The organism is Rhizobacter sp. Root404, assembly GCF_001425865.1.
Taxonomy (GTDB): domain Bacteria; phylum Pseudomonadota; class Gammaproteobacteria; order Burkholderiales; family Burkholderiaceae_C; genus LMDS01.
This window is the reverse complement of the sequence record NZ_LMDS01000004.1, coordinates 1,582,702-1,598,375: the sequence shown is the minus strand read 5'-3', so window position 1 is coordinate 1,598,375 and position 15,674 is coordinate 1,582,702. Positions and strand designations below refer to the sequence as shown.

Sequence of the window (15,674 nt, the reverse complement as noted above, 5' to 3'; positions counted from 1 at the left end):
ATGTTCAAGAAGATATTGATTGCCAATCGTGGCGAGATCGCCTGCCGCGTGGCGGCCACCGCGAAGCGGATGGGCGTGCGCACCGTCGCCGTGTACTCCGACGCCGATGCCGACGCCAAGCACGTGCACGCCTGCGACGAGGCGGTGCACATCGGCGGCTCGTCGCCGCGCGAGAGCTACCTGCTCGGCGCGCGCGTGATCGGGGCGGCGCTCGCGACCGGCGCGCAGGCGGTGCACCCGGGCTACGGCTTCCTCAGCGAGAACGAGGATTTCGCGCAGGCCTGCGCCGATGCCGGGCTCGTGTTCATCGGCCCGCCGCCCTCGGCGATCAAGGCGATGGGGCTGAAGGCCGAATCCAAGCAGCTGATGGAGAAGGCCGGCGTGCCGCTGGTGCCGGGTTACCACGGCGCCGGGCAGGACCCGCAGATGCTCAAGGGCGAGGCCGACCGCATCGGCTACCCGGTGCTGATCAAGGCCAGCGCGGGCGGCGGCGGCAAGGGCATGCGCATCGTCACGAAGACGGAGGAGTTCGACGCCGCGCTCGCGTCCTGCATGCGCGAGGCCATCAACAGCTTCGGCGACGACGCGGTGCTGATCGAGCGCTACGTGACCCGGCCGCGCCACATCGAGATCCAGGTCTTCGGCGACAGCCACGGCGACTGCGTCTACCTGTTCGAGCGCGACTGCTCGGTGCAGCGGCGCCACCAGAAGGTGCTCGAAGAAGCGCCCGCGCCGGGCATGAGCGAGGCGCGGCGGGCCGAGATGGGCGCGGCGGCGGTCGCTGCCGCGAAGGCGGTGGGCTATGTCGGCGCCGGCACGGTCGAGTTCATCGCCGAGCCGACCGCGGATGGGGACCTGCGCTTCTTCTTCATGGAGATGAACACCCGGCTGCAGGTCGAGCACCCGGTCACCGAGGCGATCACCGGGCTCGACCTGGTCGAGTGGCAACTGCGCGTCGCATCCGGCGAGCCGCTGCCGCTGAAGCAGCATGAACTGCGCCGGCACGGCCATGCGATCGAGGCGCGCATCTGCGCCGAGAACCCGGATTCCAACTTCCTGCCCGCGACCGGCCGCCTCGAGGTCTACCGCACGCCGTCGGACGCGGTGAGCTTCGAACGCGGCAACGTCCGCGTCGACGCCGGCGTGCGCGAAGGCGATGCGATCTCGCCGTTCTACGACTCGATGATCGCGAAGCTGATCGTCTGGGGCGCCGACCGCGCGCAGGCGCTGGCGCGGCTCGACGCGGCGCTGGCCGCGACCCACATCGTCGGGCTGCACACCAACGTCGCGTTCCTGCGCCGCGTCGCGGCGAGCCGCTCGTTCGCGCAGGCCGATCTCGACACCGCGCTGATCGAGCGCGAGCGCGCGGTGTTGTTCGATGCGCCGCCGCTGCCGATCGAGGTGGCCGCGGCCGGCGTCGTCGCGCACGCACTGGCGGCCGAGCAGACGCTCGAGGACGCCGACCCGTGGTCGCGTCGCGCCGGCTGGCGCCTGCACGGCAGTGCTGCGCGCCGCTTCGACATCGAGGCGCAGGGCACCCACCATCCGTTCGCGCTCGAGCGCAGCGCCGGCGCGCAGACGCTGGTCAGCGGCGCGCAGCGCTGGCCGCTGGTCACGCATGCGCGTGCCGCGAACACGCATGACGTGACGCTCGGCGGCCGCCGCCTGAACCTGACGGTCTACGCGACCGGCGAACGCTTCAGCGTGTTCTCGCCGGACGGCTCGGCGGTGGTCGACGAGTTCGACCCGATCGCCCATTCGGCCGACGGCGCGCACGAGACCGGCGGCCTGGCGGCGCCGATGCCGGGCAAGGTGATCGCCTTCCTCGCGAAGGCCGGCGACAGCGTCACCAAAGGCCAGCCGCTCGCGGTGATGGAGGCGATGAAGATGGAGCACACGATCGCCGCGCCGCGCGACGGCACCGTCGCCGAACTGCTGTACGCAGTCGGCGATCAGGTCAACGAAGGGGGCGAGTTGCTGCGCCTGGCGCCAGCGGCATGAGGGCACGGCGCGCCGGCGCGGCGCGGAAACGGCGGGCCAGGGTCATCAGCTCGTTGTCGCCCGAGGCGTCGCAGACCCACAGCGCCTCGCGCGCGGTGTCCCCGTCGGCGAGCAGGGTGGTCACGCCGACGTTCTCCGAGTAACGGCGCAGCAGCGCAAAATGGATGCGGGCGGCGAGATGCAGGCGGTCAGGGGTGCTCAAGGGATGCTCGATTCGGATTCGATGGCCGCGATCTTCCGCAAGCGCTCGCGGCGCGCCCATCCCCGGACCGAGGGGCTGCACCGCGCAGCCCCACAGACAGTGAGACTTTCGTCATGATTCCAAAACACGTCACCCTCGTCGAAGTCGGGCCGCGCGACGGTTTGCAGAACGAGAAGGCGCCGGTCGACGCCGCCACCAAGATCGAGCTCGTGCACCTGCTGCAGGCCGCTGGCCTGCGCGAGATCGAGGTCACCAGCTACGTCAGCCCGAAGTGGGTGCCGCAGATGGCCGACAACGCGCAGGTGATGCGCGGCGTGCAGCGTCTTCCGGGGGTGCGCTATTCGGTGCTGACGCCGAACCTGAAGGGCTTCGAGGCGGCGATCGCCGACCCGGCGATCCGCCCCGACGAGATCGTCGTGTTCGGCGCCGCCAGCGAGGCCTTCAGCCAGCGCAACATCAACTGCAGCATCGCCGAGAGCATCGAGCGCTTCCGCCCGGTCGTCGAGGCGGCGCACGCGAATGCGATCAAGGTGCGCTGCGCGGTCTCGGTCGCGCTCGGCTGCCCGTACCAGGGCGAGGTCACGCCCGACGAGGTCGAGCGCGTCGTGCGGCTGATGAAGGACATCGGCGTCGACCATTGCGGCATCGCCGACACCATCGGCGTGGGCACGCCCAAGCGCGCGCAGGCGGCGCTGGAGCGCGCGCTGAAGCACTTCCCGATCGACCAGGTCAGCGGCCATTTCCACGACACCTACGGCCAGGCGCTGGGCAACATCTACGCCTGCCTCGAGATGGGCATCCACACCTTCGACGCCAGCGTCGCGGGCCTCGGCGGCTGCCCGTACGCGAAGGGCGCGACTGGCAACGTCGGCACCGAGGACGTGCTGTTCATGCTGAACGGCCTGGGCATCGAGACGGGCATCGACATCGACAAGCTGATCGACGCCGCCGCGTTCATTTCCAACGCGCTCGGCCGCAAGCCGGTCTCGCGCTCGGGCAACGCGCTGCTCGCCAAGCGCGCCGCGAAGGCGGAGGCCGCCCCGGCATGACGGACGCATTGCAGCAGGACCGGCCCGAGGGCTTTCTGCGCGTCGCGAGCGTGCTCGCCGAGCAGCGGCATCCGCACGCGCCGGTGTTCCTCGAGGTCGCGGCGCGCACTGCGCAGGAGGCGGCGGACGCGCTCGGCATCGGCGTCGGCCAGATCGCGAAGAGCGTGGTGTTCCGGCGCAAATCGGACAACGTGGCGGTGCTCGTGGTCACCTCCGGCGACCGGCGCGTCGACGAGCGCAAGGTCGCCGCGCTGGTCGGGCCGGTCGGGCGCGCCGACGCGGAGTTCGTCAAGGCGAGCACCGGCTTCACGATCGGCGGCGTGTCGCCGGTCGGGCACGCGACCAAGCCCGTGATGCTGGTCGACCGCGAGCTGTTCCGCTTCGACGAGATCTGGGCCGCGGCCGGCCACCCGAACGGCGTGTTCCGCCTGAGCCCGAAGGACCTCGCGCAACTGACCGGCGCGCCGGTCGAGGACGTGGTGCAGCAGTCATGAAGGCGCCGGTGGTCGACGGCGTCGCCTCGCCGTGCAACAGCGTGTGTCGCATGGACGCACGTACCGCGCTGTGCGAAGGCTGCCTGCGCACGCTCGACGAGATCGCGGGCTGGTCGGTGATGGACGACGACGAGAAGCGCGCGGTCTGGGACGCGCTGGCCGAGCGCCGCGCGGTCATCGAATCGACGGAGCGCACGCGATGAATCACCTGACCTTCTGGTTCGACCCGGTTTCGCCGTTCGCGTACCTCGCGTTCGAGCGGCTGCCGCAGGTGCTCGAGGGCGTGTCGTACGACGTGAGCTACCGGCCGATCCTGTTCGCCGGGCTGCTGAAGCACTGGGGCCAGAAGGGCCCCGCCGAGATCGAACCGAAGCGCGCGTGGACCTTCCGTCACGTGCACTGGCTCGCGCAGCACCACGGCATCGAGATGGCGACGCCGTCGCAGCACCCGTTCAACCCGCTCGCGCAGCTGCGCCTGCTGCTGGCCTGCGCGCCGGCCGGCGGCACGCCGAACCGGCGTGCCTGCGAGGCGGTGCTGCGCCACATCTGGATCGGCGGCCAGGACGCGAACGATCCCGCGCGCATGGCCGCGCTGGTGCAGGAACTCGCACCGCGCCTCGCGCCCGACGATGCGTCGGTGAAGCAGGCGCTGAAGGACTCGACCGCCGCGGCGCTCGAGCGCTGCCTCTTCGGCGTGCCGACGATCGAGTTCGACGGTCGGCTCTTCTGGGGCCTCGACGCGCTGCCGATGTTGTCGGCCTGCCTGCGCGGCGACCCGTGGTTCAGCGGCCCCGCCTGGAACCGCGAAGGCGCGCCGCGTGCCGGCGTGACGCGCGCGTAAGTTCCGGTTGGATTCGCGTCAGACGAGGGTCAGTTGATGAGGTGAACATGCGTCCATGAACGGCGGGCAGTCGACCCGGCGCGTACAGGAGACAGCATGCAAGACGATCTGGTGCAGCGCATCGCAAGCCACCCGCAATACCTCGAGCTCAAGGCCACGCGCAGCCGCTTCGGCTGGTGGCTCACTGCGGCGATGATGGTCGTGTACTACGGCTTCATCCTGCTCGTCGCGTTCGACAAGGAGTTGCTGTCGCGCCGGCTCGGCTCCGGCGTGATGACGCTGGGCATCCCGCTCGGCTTCGCCGTCATCGTGTTCACGATCGTCATCACGGCGATCTACGTGCAGCGCGCCAACAAGCGGTTCGACGACCTGACCGCCGCGATCAAGAAGGCGGTGCAGTCATGAGCCGCAAGACCACCCGCCGCGCGCTGACGCTGGCCGCCCTGGCCCTCGTGCCCGTCGCCGTGCTGGCGGCCGGCGCCGACCTCGGGCAGGCGGAGAAGCAGGCCACGAACTGGACCGCGATCGCGATGTTCGCCGCGTTCGTGGTGTTCACGCTGTTCATCACCAAGTGGGCTGCGGCCAAGACCAAGTCGGCGGCGGACTTCTACACCGCCGGCGGCGGCATCACCGGCTTCCAGAACGGCCTCGCGATCGCCGGCGACTACATGTCGGCGGCCTCGTTCCTCGGCATCTCGGCCGCGGTGATGGCCAGCGGCTTCGACGGGCTGATCTACTCGATCGGTTTCCTGGTGGGCTGGCCGGTCATCACGTTCCTGATGGCGGAGCGGCTGCGCAACCTCGGCAAGTTCACCTTCGCCGACGTGGCCGCGTTCCGCTTCGAGCAGACGCCGGTTCGGATCTTCGCCGCTTCGGGCACGCTGGTGGTCGTGGCGTTCTACCTGATCGCGCAGATGGTCGGCGCGGGGCAGCTGATCAAGCTGCTGTTCGGGCTGGAGTACTGGATCGCGGTCGTGATCGTCGGCTCGCTGATGATGGTCTACGTGCTGTTCGGCGGCATGACGGCGACCACCTGGGTGCAGATCATCAAGGCGTGTCTGCTGCTGGGCGGGGCGAGCTTCATGGCGCTGTCGGTGATGTGGCACTTCGGCTTCAGCCCGGAGGCGATGTTCGCCGAGGCGGTCAAGATCAAGACCGACCTGTCGCTGAAGGACGGCAAGACCGCCGAGGCCGCCGCCAAGGTCGGCCAGTCGATCATGGGGCCGGGCAATTTCGTCAAGGACCCGATCTCGGCGATCTCATTCGGCATGGCGTTGATGTTCGGCACCGCCGGGCTGCCGCACATCCTGATGCGCTTCTTCACGGTGCCGAGCGCCAAGGAAGCGCGCAAGTCGGTGATGTGGGCGACCGGCTGGATCGGCTACTTCTACCTGCTGACCTTCATCATCGGCTTCGGCGCTATCACCTTCGTGCTGACCAACCCGCAGTTCCTCGACGCCAAGGGCGCACTGCTCGGCGGCGGCAACATGGCGGCGATCCACCTCGCCAACGCGGTCGGCGGCAACGTCTTCCTCGGCTTCATCTCGGCGGTGGCGTTCGCGACCATCCTCGCGGTGGTGGCCGGCCTCACGCTGTCGGGCGCCTCGGCGGTCTCGCACGACATCTTCGCCACCGTGATCATGAAGGGCGAACCGCCGAGCGGCTCGGAGCTGCGCATCTCGAAGATCACCACCGTCGCGCTCGGCATCCTCGCCGTGGTGCTGGGCATCGCGTTCGAGAAGCAGAACATCGCGTTCATGGTGTCGCTGGCGTTCGCGATCGCCGCGTCGGCCAACTTCCCGGTGCTGTTCATGTCGGTGCTGTGGAAGGACTGCACGACGCGCGGCGCAGTGATCGGCGGCTTCCTCGGGCTGATCTCGTCGGTGGTGCTGACGGTCGTCTCGCCGTCGGTCTGGGAGGCCACGCTCGGCTACCCGAAGGGCTCGGCGCTGTTCCCGTACACCTCGCCGGCGCTGTTCTCGATGACGATCGGCTTCGTCGGCATCTGGCTGTTCTCGGTGCTGGACCGCAGCCCGCGCGCCCGGGTCGACCGCGACGGCTTCCTGGCGCAGCAGGTGCGCTCGGAGACCGGGATCGGCGCATCGTCCGCATCGGGCCACTGAGCAGGCCACTGAGGACTTTCCCGGGGTGTCGGCGATTTGACATTCCACTCTCGCATCGAGAAATGATCCGTCAGGGTTGCCACGGAGTTTGTCAGGTCCGGTTCAGCTTCGCGTAAGGAACCGGTCAGAGCCCGCGTCGAACATCCGCCCCAAGCATCGCCGGGGGGCGGTGCTCCAGGTTCATAACAGGAGACGTCGATATGGCAACCACAGCGGCAGCCGGCTCAAAGGTCGGTCAGCCCATGACGAAGGAAGAGAAGAAGGTCATCTTCGCTTCCAGTCTGGGCACGGTATTCGAGTGGTATGACTTCTACCTCTACGGCACGCTCGCCGTGATCATCGGGCGGCAGTTCTTCTCGAACCTCGACCCGACCTCGCAGACCATCTTCTCGCTGCTCGCGTTCGCAGCCGGCTTCATCGTGCGGCCGTTCGGCGCGCTGTTCTTCGGCCGCCTCGGCGACATGATCGGCCGCAAGTACACCTTCCTGGTGACGATCCTGATCATGGGCCTGTCGACCTTCATCGTCGGCATCCTGCCCAACTACGCCTCGATCGGCGTGGCCGCGCCGATCATCCTGATCCTGCTGCGCATGCTGCAGGGCCTGGCGCTCGGCGGCGAATACGGCGGTGCCGCCACCTACGTGGCCGAGCACGCACCGCACGGCAAGCGCGGGCTGTTCACGTCCTGGATCCAGACGACGGCCACCGCGGGGCTGTTCCTGTCGCTGATCGTCATCCTGGGCACCCGCACGATGATCGGCGAGGCGGCGTTCGCCGACTGGGGCTGGCGCGTGCCGTTCCTGGTGTCGGTGGTGCTGCTCGCGATCAGCGTGTGGATCCGCCTGTCGATGAACGAATCGCCTGCCTTCAAGAAGATGAAGGAAGAAGGCAAGACCTCGAAGGCGCCGCTGACCGAATCGTTCGGCGAGTGGAAGAACCTGAAGATCGTGATCCTGGCGCTGGTCGGTCTGACGATGGGCCAGGCGGTGGTCTGGTACACCGGCCAGTTCTACGCGCTGTTCTTCCTGACCGGGCCGCTGAAGGTCGACAACGCGACCGCGAACATCATGATCGCGATCGCGCTGGCCATCGGCACGCCGTTCTTCATCTTCTTCGGCTGGCTCTCGGACAAGATCGGTCGCAAGCCGATCATCATGGCCGGCTGCCTGATCGCGGCGCTCACTTACTTCCCGCTGTTCAAGGCGCTGACCGAGGCGGCCAACCCCGATCTCGCGAAGGCGCAGGCCGCCTCGAAGGTGACCGTCACGGCTGACCCGAACGAGTGCTCGTTCCAGTTCAACCCGACCGGCGTGGTCAAGTTCACCAGCTCGTGCGACGTCGCCAAGCAGGTGCTGGCCGCCAGTTCGGTGAGCTACGACAACGTGGCGGGCACCGGTCCGGCGAAGATCACGATCGGCGACAAGACGATCGAGTCGTACGCGGCCACGGGTCCCGACGCGAAGGCCAAGGACACCGCGTTCAAGGCGGCCGTCTCCGCGGCGCTGAAGGACCACGGCTACCCGACCAAGGCCGACCCGGCGAAGATGAACAAGCCGATGATGGTGGCGATCCTGACGCTGCTGGTGATCTACGTGACGATGGTCTACGGTCCGATCGCGGCGATGCTGGTCGAGATGTTCCCGACGCGCATCCGCTACACCTCGATGAGCCTGCCGTACCACATCGGCAATGGCTGGTTCGGCGGCCTGCTGCCGGCGACCGGCCTGGCGATCGTCGCGCAGACCGGCAACATGTACAACGGCCTCTGGTACCCGATCATCTTCGCCAGCATCACCTTCGTGGTGGGCATGCTGTTCATCCGCGAGACCAAGGACGTGGACATCTACAAGCACGATTGATCGCGGCGCGATCGATCGCCTGAAAGCCGGCCCGGTCGTCAGACCGGGCCGGCTTCTTCTATTGGAGTCCCGAGTTCCGCGAGGCCGCAGCGCGGGCAGCGGTCGGTCTCGTTCACGCCGCGAACAACCCCTTGTGCGCGTCGCGCAGCAGGTTCTTCTGGACCTTGCCCATCGCGTTGCGCGGCAACTCGGCAACGACGAACACGCGCTTGGGCACCTTGAAGTTCGCGATCTTGGCCTTGAGCTCGGCGATCAGCGCGGCGGCGTCCGGCGTGCTGCCGGGCCGCGGCACGACGACCGCGACCACGGCCTCGCCGAAATCGGGGTGCGGCACGCCGATCACCGCGCTCTCGCCGACGCCGGCCATGTCGTTCAGCGTGCTCTCGATCTCGGCCGGGTAGACGTTGAAGCCGCCGCTGATGATCAGGTCCTTGCTGCGGCCGACGATCGTCACGTAGCCGCGCTCGTCGATCCTGCCGACGTCGCCGGTCTTGAACCAGCCGTCGGCGGTGAACTCCTCCGCGGTCTTCTCCGGCATGCGCCAGTAACCCTTGAACACGTTCGGGCCGCGGACCTGCATCTGGCCGATCTCGCCGGTCGGGCACGGTGCGCCGGCGTCGTCGACCACGCGCACGCCCACCCCGGGCAGCGGGAAGCCGACCGTGCCGCCGCGGCGTTCGCCGTCGGCCGCGTGGTACGGGTTCGAGGTCAGCATCGCAGTCTCGCTCATGCCGTAACGCTCGAGGATGGTGTGACCGGTGCGCTCGCGGAACAGGTTGAAGGTTTCGAGCAACAGCGGCGCCGAACCGCTGATGAACAGCCGCATGTGGCTGCAGGCGGCGCGCGTCATGCCGGGCTCGGCGAGCAGGCGCGTGTACAGCGTCGGCACGCCCATGAACACGGTCGCCTCGGGCAGGTGGGCGACCACGGTCTTCGGCTCGAACTTGTTGAGCCAGATCATCTTGCTGCCGTTCAGCAGCGCGCCGTGCGAGGCGACGAACAGGCCGTGCACATGGAAGATCGGCAGCGCGTGGATCAGCACGTCGCCCCGCTTCCAGCCCCAGTAGGTCTTCAGCACCTGCGCGTTGCTGAGCAGGTTGCCGTGGGTCAGCATCGCGCCCTTGCTGCGCCCGGTCGTGCCGCTGGTGTAGAGGATCGCGGCAAGCTCGTCGGCGCCGCGGACCACGGGCGCGTGGACGTCGCTGTGCACCGCGGCGCGCTGCAGCAGGCTGCCGCTGCGGTCGTCGCCGAGCGTGAAGACGTGCGTGGTGCCGGCCGCGAACGCGATGCGGCTGACCCAGCCGAAGTTCTTCGGCGCGCAGACCACGACGGCGGGCTCGGCGTTGCCGATGAAGTAGCCGATCTCGTCGCGCTGGTAGGCCGTGTTCAGCGGCAGGTAGACCAGGCCGGCGCGCAGCACCGCGAGGTAGAGCATCAGCGCCTCGACCGACTTCTCGGTCTGCACCGCGACGCGGCTGCCGGCCGGCAGGTCGAGCGAGCCGAGCAGGTTCGCGAGCATCGCGGTGCCGCGGTCGAGGTCGCGCCAGCTGTAGCGCAGTGCCGCGTCGTCGGCCGTTTCGATCGCGATGCTGTCGAGGTCGGCGGGGAAGCCGGCGCGCAGCGCGCTGAAGAGGTTCTGGTTCATGGTCGGAAGCGGGGAGAGCGTTTCTCGATGAAGGCGGTCACGCCTTCGCGGTGTTCGGCGCTGGCAGCGTAGTCGAAGTGCGCGCGGCGCTCGGGCGGCGTCGGGCCCCCGGTGGCGAGCTGGCGCAGCGTGCGCTTGTTGATGCGCGCCGCCTGTGGCGACAGCGCGGCGGCGTGACGGGCGCGCAGCAGCGTCTGCGCCCCGACTTCGGCATCCGCGACCACGCTGTGCACCAGGCCGAGCTGCAGCGCGCGCGCCGCGTCGAACAGCCGCGCCTCGAGCAGCATCTCGCGCAGCACGGCCGGGCCGGCGACGCGCGCCAGCAATTCGAGCTCGCCCGGCGCCATCGGGAAGCCGAGCTTGGCGATCGGCGCGCCGAAGCGACTGGACTCGCCGCAGACGCGGATATCGCAGCAGGCCGCGATCTCGAAGCCGCCGCCGATGCAGGCGCGGTCGATTTGCGCGAACAGCGGGATGTCGCAGGCCAGCATAGCGTGCAGCGCGGGCGCGACGATCTGCTCGTGGAAGTCGTGCAGCCGCGTCTCGTCGAAGCGGAAGGTTGCGAACTCGACGATGTCGCCGCCCGACGCGAACTGCCCGCCCGCGCCGGCGACGATCACCGCCCGCGGCGCCGCTTCGACCGGCAGCGCCTGCAGCGCGGCGAACCCGCGCTGCAGCTCGCCCCACATCGCGATGTCGATCGCGTTCAGCTTGCCGGGATGGTCGAGCAGCACGCGAGCGACGCCGTCGTCTCCTGCGGCCTGGAAGAGAACGGTTCCGCTCATCCGTCCATCTTCGCGCCGGACGCCTTCACGACCTCGGCCCAGCGCTTGGTCTCGCTGGTGACGAAGCGGCCGAACGCGTCGCCGTACAGGTTGGGCATGTCGGTGCCCAGGCCGTTCCAGGCCGATTGCAGCTCGGGTGTCGCGAAGGCCTTGCGCATCTCGGCCTGCATGTGCTCGACGATCTCCTTGGGCGTGCCCTTGGGCGCCCACAGGCCGTACCAGGTCGCGACCTGGTAGGTCGGCACGCCGCCTTCGGCGGACGTCGGCACGTCGGGGAAGCCGGGCGCGCGCTTCGGCGACGCGACCGCCAGCGCCTTGATGCGCCCGCCCTTGATGTGGGTGGCCGACGAGCCCAGGCCGTCGAACATCATGTCGACCTGGCCGGCGATCAGGTCGGACAGCGCCGGCCCCGCGCCGCGGTACGGGATGTGGGTGATGAAGGTCTTGGTCTGCAGCTTGAACAGCTCGGCGGCGAGGTGGTGCGAGGTGCCGTTGCCGGCCGACGCATAGTTCAGCTTGCCGGGGTTGGCGCGCAGGTAGGCGAGCAGGCCCTTCAGGTCGGCGACCGGCACCCGCTGCGGGTTGACGACGATCACCTGCGGCACGCTCGAGACCAGGCCGACCGGGATGAAATCGGTCTCGAGGTTGTAGTCGAGCTTCGGGTACATCGACGGCGCGATCGCGTGGTGCACCGCGCCCATGAAGAAGGTGTAGCCGTCGGGCGCGGCCTTCGACGCGATCGCGGCACCGACGGTGCCGCCGGCGCCGCCGCGGTTGTCGATGATCACCTGCTTGCCCAGGCTCTTGGTCAGTTGCGCGCTCAGCGGGCGGGCGAACGCGTCGGTGCCGCCGCCGCTCGGAAACGGCACGACGATGGTCACCGGCTTGGTCGGCCAGGCCCCCTGCGCGCGGGCGAACGGCGCGGCGAGCGCGGCCGAGCCGGCTGCCGTCTGCAGAAGGCGGCGTCGCGTGATGCCGGTCGCGTTGATGTCTGAACTCATGCGGTTGTCTCCGTCGGTGGTGGATGCGGTTCGCGCGTGGCGGACCGTCGTCTTCGGCGCCCGCCGGTCACAGCAGCGATGCCAGTGCCCGGGATTGCGCCACTTCGCCTTGCGTGAACTTCTCGTGGTGCACTTCGATTTTGTCGAGATCGTAGAGATAGTTGACCATCAGGCCCAGCGATTGTTTGCAGCCCTTGGCCGACAGGTCGCCGAGCGCGTTCAGCCGTTCGAGCCGCGCGCCGTTGTCGAGGTGGAAGCGCGCGACCGGGTCGCCGCCCGGCGCGGTCGAGTGCTGGCCGAGGTAGAAGGCGCACAGGCGCAGCAGCAGCTGGGTCGTCTCGGGATTCATCGCACGCAAGGCCTCGGCATTCGCGAGCGCCGCCAGATCGCCGATGCCGGCGGTGCCGAGCGCGGCGAGCGTCTGCGCCAGCCGTTCGGCGCGCGGCTTGGTCAGGCCCGCGCACGGCGCGCCGGCGCGCAGCCAGGCCGCGAAGCCGGGGATCGGCGACAGCGTGCAGAAGGTGCGCAGCTGCGGCAACTCGCGCTGCAGCTCCTCGGCCACGCGCTTGATCAGGAAGTTGCCGAGCGACACGCCCTTGAGCCCCGGCTGGCAGTTGCTGATCGAGTAGAACGCCGCGACCTTGAACTGCTTGGGCAGCAGCGGCACCGAGGCCTTGTCGATCAGCGGCGCGATCGCGGCCGGCATCTCGGGCAGCAGTGCCACCTCGACGAAGATCAGCGGCTCGTTCGGCAGCTGCGGGTGGAAGAACGCGAAGCAGCGTCGATCGGGCTGCAGGCGGCGCCGCAGGTCGTCCCAGCCGTCGATCTGGTGCACCGCCTCGTGGCGGATGATCTGCTCGAGCAGCTGCGCCGGCGAATTCCAGTCGACCCGCTGCATCTGCAGGAATCCGGGGTTGAACCAGCTCGACAGCAGGTGCAGGAAGTCGGCCTCGACTGCTTCGAGCGCCGGCTGCCTCTTGATGCGGGCGAGCAGCGCGCGCCGCATCGCGACGATGCTGGAGGTACCCCCCGGCGTGCGGTTGATGCGCCGCAGCAGCTCCTGGCGCGGCGGCTCGGCGTTGCGGATCAGGCGCAGCAGGTTCGGCGCGTTCGGCTCCCGGGCGTAGGCCTGCGCGCTCTGCAGCACGGTGGCCGGGTCCGGGCTGAAGTCGTGCGACAGGCGCTCGAAGAACACGGTCTGCTGATCGTCGGGCAGGGCGGCGAAGCGTGCCACCACGTCGCGCGCGATCGCCACGCTGTTGGCTTCGCCGCGCTCGGTCAGCAGTTGCCGGCAGTGGCTCAGCAGGTCGCGCAGGCCGCGCTCGCCTTGCACGCGGCGTGCCGCGTTGCGGAGTTCCTCAAGCACGGGCGCCTCCCGCGGTTTCCGCCGCCTGCGCCTGCTCGTGCGCGCGCAGCGCCTTCAACGCGGCGAGCTGTGCCAGCAGGTGGTCGTGCATCGTGCGCTCGGCGCGGGCGGCGTCGCCGTGCTCGATCGCGTCCATCAGCACGCGGTGTTCGTTGATCGAGGCGTTGATGCGGCCGGGCCAGTTCAGCTGCCGGCCGCGCAGCATGCGCAGGAAGCGGCGCAGGTCGTTGGTCGCGCGGTCGAGCCAGCGGTTGTCGGCCAGCGCCTGCACCCGCGTGTGGAACTCGTGGTTGGCGCGGTAGTAGCCATCGACGTTGCCGGTGGCGGCATGGCGTTCCAGCACCTCGTGCAGCTTGCGCAGCGCCTTGACGTCGGCCGGCGTGGCCTTGCGCACCGCCTCGAAGGCGCAACGACCTTCGAGCAGGGCCATCACCGGGAACAGGTCGTCCGCGTCGTGCTCGGACAACTCGGTGACCTTGCAGCCCTGGCGCGGCACCGGCGTCACCAGGCCTTCGGCCGCGAGCACTTTCAGCGCCTCGCGCAGCGGCGTGCGGCTGATCTGCCAGTCGCGCGCCAGCGCGAGTTCGTCGATCCATTCGCCGGGCGCGAGCTGGCGCTCGAACACCATCGTGCGCAGCCGGGTGGCGACTTCTTCGTGCAGCGAACCGGGTCGCAGCGGGGTGGGGGTGACCATGGCCGAAATATAGAATCAATAATTCATAATTACAAGAACATGGTGAAAGCGCCGGCTCGGCGACCCGGCCGCCCCGCCTACACTGCTCGGCGATGCCCGACCCGACGCCCCCCCGCACCTCCCCGCTGCCGGCCGATGCCGACGGGCTGCTGAAGCTGGCCGCGCAAAGCATGTTCGACACGCTGGCCAACGCCGCGATGGGCATGTTCGTGATCGACCGCGCGCACCGTATCGTCTGGATCAGCGAGGGCTACAAGCAGTTCCTGCCGGCGCTCGAACGCGAGGAGGCGGATTTCGTCGGCCGCCGGGTCGAGGACGTCGTGCCCAACACGCTGATGGCGCAGGTCGTCGACACCGGGCAGGCGATGCTGGTGGACCTGCTGACCAACAAGGCCGGCACCTTCCTGGTCAGCCGGCTGCCGCTGCGCGATGCCGACGGCGCGGTGATCGGCGCAATCGGCATGGTGCTGCTCGACCACCCCGAGACGACGATGCGCCCGCTGACCGCCAAGTTCGCGCAGCTGGAACGCGAGCTGGCCTCGGCGCGCCAGGAGCTCGCCGCCCACCTGACGCAGCAACGCCGCCCGAAGCACACGATCGCGAGCTTCGTCGGCGCGAGCGCCGCGGCGGTCGAGGTCAAGCGCCAGGCGCGCCGCGTCGCGCAGACCGACAGCACGGTGCTGCTGCTCGGCGAGACCGACACCGGCAAGGAGCTGCTCGCGCACGGCATCCACGCGGCGAGCCGGCGCGCCGCCAGGCCGTTCATCGCGGTCAACATCGCCGCGGTGCCGGAGACGCTGCTCGAAGCGGAGTTCTTCGGCGTCGCGCCCGGCGCGTACACCGGCGCCGAGCGCAAGGGCCGGGACGGCAAGTTCAAGCTGGCCGACGGCGGCACGCTGCTGCTCGACGAGATCGGCGACATGCCGCTGGCGCTGCAGAGCAAGCTGCTGCGCGTGCTGCAGGAGCAGGAGGTCGAGCCGCTCGGCAGCAACACCGTGCAGCGCATCGACGTGCGCATCATCGCGGCGACCAGCCGCGACCTGCCGGCGATGGTGGCGGCAGGCACGTTCCGCGCCGACCTGTACTACCGGCTCAACGTGCTGCCGATCCGCCTGCCGGCGCTGCGCGAGCGGCTCGGCGACCTGGAGGCGCTGGTCGATTCGCTCTCCGAGGACATCGCGCGGCGCAGCGGCCTGCCGCACAAGACGCTGTCGGCCGACGCGCTGGACCTGCTCGGCCGGCAGCGCTGGCCAGGCAACATCCGCGAGCTGCGCAATGCCCTCGAGCAGGCCAGCCTGATGACCGACGACCTGCTGCTGACGGGCGCGCACTTCGAATCGCTGGCGAGCGACGCGCAGCGGGCGGCGCCGGCGCCTGCCAGCCGCCCGGCCGGGTCCGCGGCCAACGAGCCGGCGCCGTTCGACATCGCCGTCAAGCCGCTCTCGCAGGCCGTCGCCGAACTCGAAAGCCGCGCGATCCGCGAGGCGATGCGGGCAACCGGCGGCAACAAGCTCGCGGCCTCGCGGCTGCTCGGCATCTCGCGCGCGACGCTGTACGAGAAGCTCGCGCTGGCGCAGCGCGACGGCACCGAGTGAGGCGCGGTCGGCGACACGC

The 15,674-nt window shown here is 69.5% G+C and carries 15 protein-coding genes; 9 read left to right on the top strand and 6 right to left on the bottom strand.

Annotated features, from left to right (window positions below):
- Positions 1 to 2,001, top strand: coding sequence for an acetyl/propionyl/methylcrotonyl-CoA carboxylase subunit alpha (locus ASC76_RS11685; protein WP_056465662.1), 2,001 nt, complete (start codon positions 1 to 3; stop codon positions 1,999 to 2,001).
- Here the strand turns inward: ASC76_RS11685 and ASC76_RS11680 are convergent.
- Positions 1,958 to 2,203, bottom strand: coding sequence for a hypothetical protein (locus ASC76_RS11680; RefSeq protein WP_056465660.1), 246 nt, complete (start codon positions 2,201 to 2,203; stop codon positions 1,958 to 1,960). The two genes, ASC76_RS11685 and ASC76_RS11680, sit on opposite strands and share 44 nt — an antisense overlap.
- Before the next feature lie 113 nt (positions 2,204 to 2,316).
- Between ASC76_RS11680 and ASC76_RS11675 the strand changes: the two genes are divergently transcribed.
- The 7 genes from ASC76_RS11675 to ASC76_RS11645 all read left to right on the top strand — a co-directional run bounded on the left by ASC76_RS11675 (position 2,317) and on the right by ASC76_RS11645 (position 8,569).
- Positions 2,317 to 3,252 carry a hydroxymethylglutaryl-CoA lyase gene (locus ASC76_RS11675; protein WP_056465658.1) on the top strand — a complete coding sequence of 312 codons (936 nt, stop codon included), beginning with the start codon at positions 2,317 to 2,319 and terminating at the stop codon, positions 3,250 to 3,252.
- A complete protein-coding gene (locus ASC76_RS11670) occupies positions 3,249 to 3,746 on the top strand; it encodes a YbaK/EbsC family protein (protein WP_056465657.1) in 498 nt (165 codons plus the stop codon). The genes ASC76_RS11675 and ASC76_RS11670 overlap by 4 nt, the downstream gene beginning before the upstream one ends.
- Positions 3,743 to 3,949, top strand: a complete 207-nt coding sequence (locus ASC76_RS11665; RefSeq protein ID WP_056465655.1) for a DUF1289 domain-containing protein — start codon at positions 3,743 to 3,745, stop codon at positions 3,947 to 3,949. The genes ASC76_RS11670 and ASC76_RS11665 overlap by 4 nt, the downstream gene beginning before the upstream one ends.
- Entirely contained in the window at positions 3,946 to 4,587 is a 642-nt protein-coding gene (locus ASC76_RS11660; protein WP_056465653.1) for a 2-hydroxychromene-2-carboxylate isomerase, read from the top strand. Before ASC76_RS11665 ends, ASC76_RS11660 begins: the two co-directional genes overlap by 4 nt.
- Before the next feature lie 96 nt (positions 4,588 to 4,683).
- The gene (locus ASC76_RS11655; RefSeq protein WP_056465651.1) at positions 4,684 to 4,992 is read left to right on the top strand and encodes a DUF485 domain-containing protein; all 309 of its coding nucleotides are present in this window, start codon (positions 4,684 to 4,686) and stop codon (positions 4,990 to 4,992) included.
- Entirely contained in the window at positions 4,989 to 6,710 is a 1,722-nt protein-coding gene (locus ASC76_RS11650; RefSeq protein ID WP_056465649.1) for a cation acetate symporter, read from the top strand. Before ASC76_RS11655 ends, ASC76_RS11650 begins: the two co-directional genes overlap by 4 nt.
- Positions 6,711 to 6,910: 200 nt before the next feature.
- Positions 6,911 to 8,569, top strand: a complete 1,659-nt coding sequence (locus ASC76_RS11645; protein ID WP_056465647.1) for an MFS transporter — start codon at positions 6,911 to 6,913, stop codon at positions 8,567 to 8,569.
- Positions 8,570 to 8,681: 112 nt separating this feature from the next.
- Here ASC76_RS11645 and ASC76_RS11640 read toward each other — a convergent pair whose 3' ends face one another.
- From ASC76_RS11640 to ASC76_RS11620, 5 genes are all read right to left on the bottom strand, one after another.
- Positions 8,682 to 10,214 (bottom strand): malonyl-CoA synthase, encoded by a 1,533-nt coding sequence (locus ASC76_RS11640; RefSeq protein ID WP_056465645.1) that lies wholly within the window; start codon positions 10,212 to 10,214, stop codon positions 8,682 to 8,684.
- On the bottom strand, positions 10,211 to 10,999 hold the full coding sequence (locus ASC76_RS11635) for an enoyl-CoA hydratase/isomerase family protein (RefSeq protein ID WP_056465644.1): 789 nt from the start codon (positions 10,997 to 10,999) through the stop codon (positions 10,211 to 10,213). The genes ASC76_RS11640 and ASC76_RS11635 overlap by 4 nt, the downstream gene beginning before the upstream one ends.
- Positions 10,996 to 12,000: a tripartite tricarboxylate transporter substrate binding protein gene (locus ASC76_RS11630; RefSeq protein WP_056465642.1), complete on the bottom strand. Its 1,005-nt coding sequence runs from the start codon at positions 11,998 to 12,000 to the stop codon at positions 10,996 to 10,998. Before ASC76_RS11630 ends, ASC76_RS11635 begins: the two co-directional genes overlap by 4 nt.
- A gap of 67 nt (positions 12,001 to 12,067) precedes the next feature.
- Complete coding sequence (locus tag ASC76_RS11625; RefSeq protein WP_082549058.1) at positions 12,068 to 13,366, bottom strand: malonyl-CoA decarboxylase; 1,299 nt, start codon at positions 13,364 to 13,366, stop codon at positions 12,068 to 12,070.
- Complete coding sequence (locus ASC76_RS11620) at positions 13,359 to 14,060, bottom strand: GntR family transcriptional regulator (RefSeq protein WP_056465639.1); 702 nt, start codon at positions 14,058 to 14,060, stop codon at positions 13,359 to 13,361. The genes ASC76_RS11625 and ASC76_RS11620 overlap by 8 nt, the downstream gene beginning before the upstream one ends.
- Before the next feature lie 92 nt (positions 14,061 to 14,152).
- Here ASC76_RS11620 and ASC76_RS11615 point away from each other — a divergent pair, with 92 nt between their 5' ends.
- The gene (locus ASC76_RS11615) at positions 14,153 to 15,655 is read left to right on the top strand and encodes a sigma-54-dependent Fis family transcriptional regulator (protein ID WP_056465637.1); all 1,503 of its coding nucleotides are present in this window, start codon (positions 14,153 to 14,155) and stop codon (positions 15,653 to 15,655) included.
- The last annotated feature ends 19 nt before the right edge of the window (positions 15,656 to 15,674 follow it).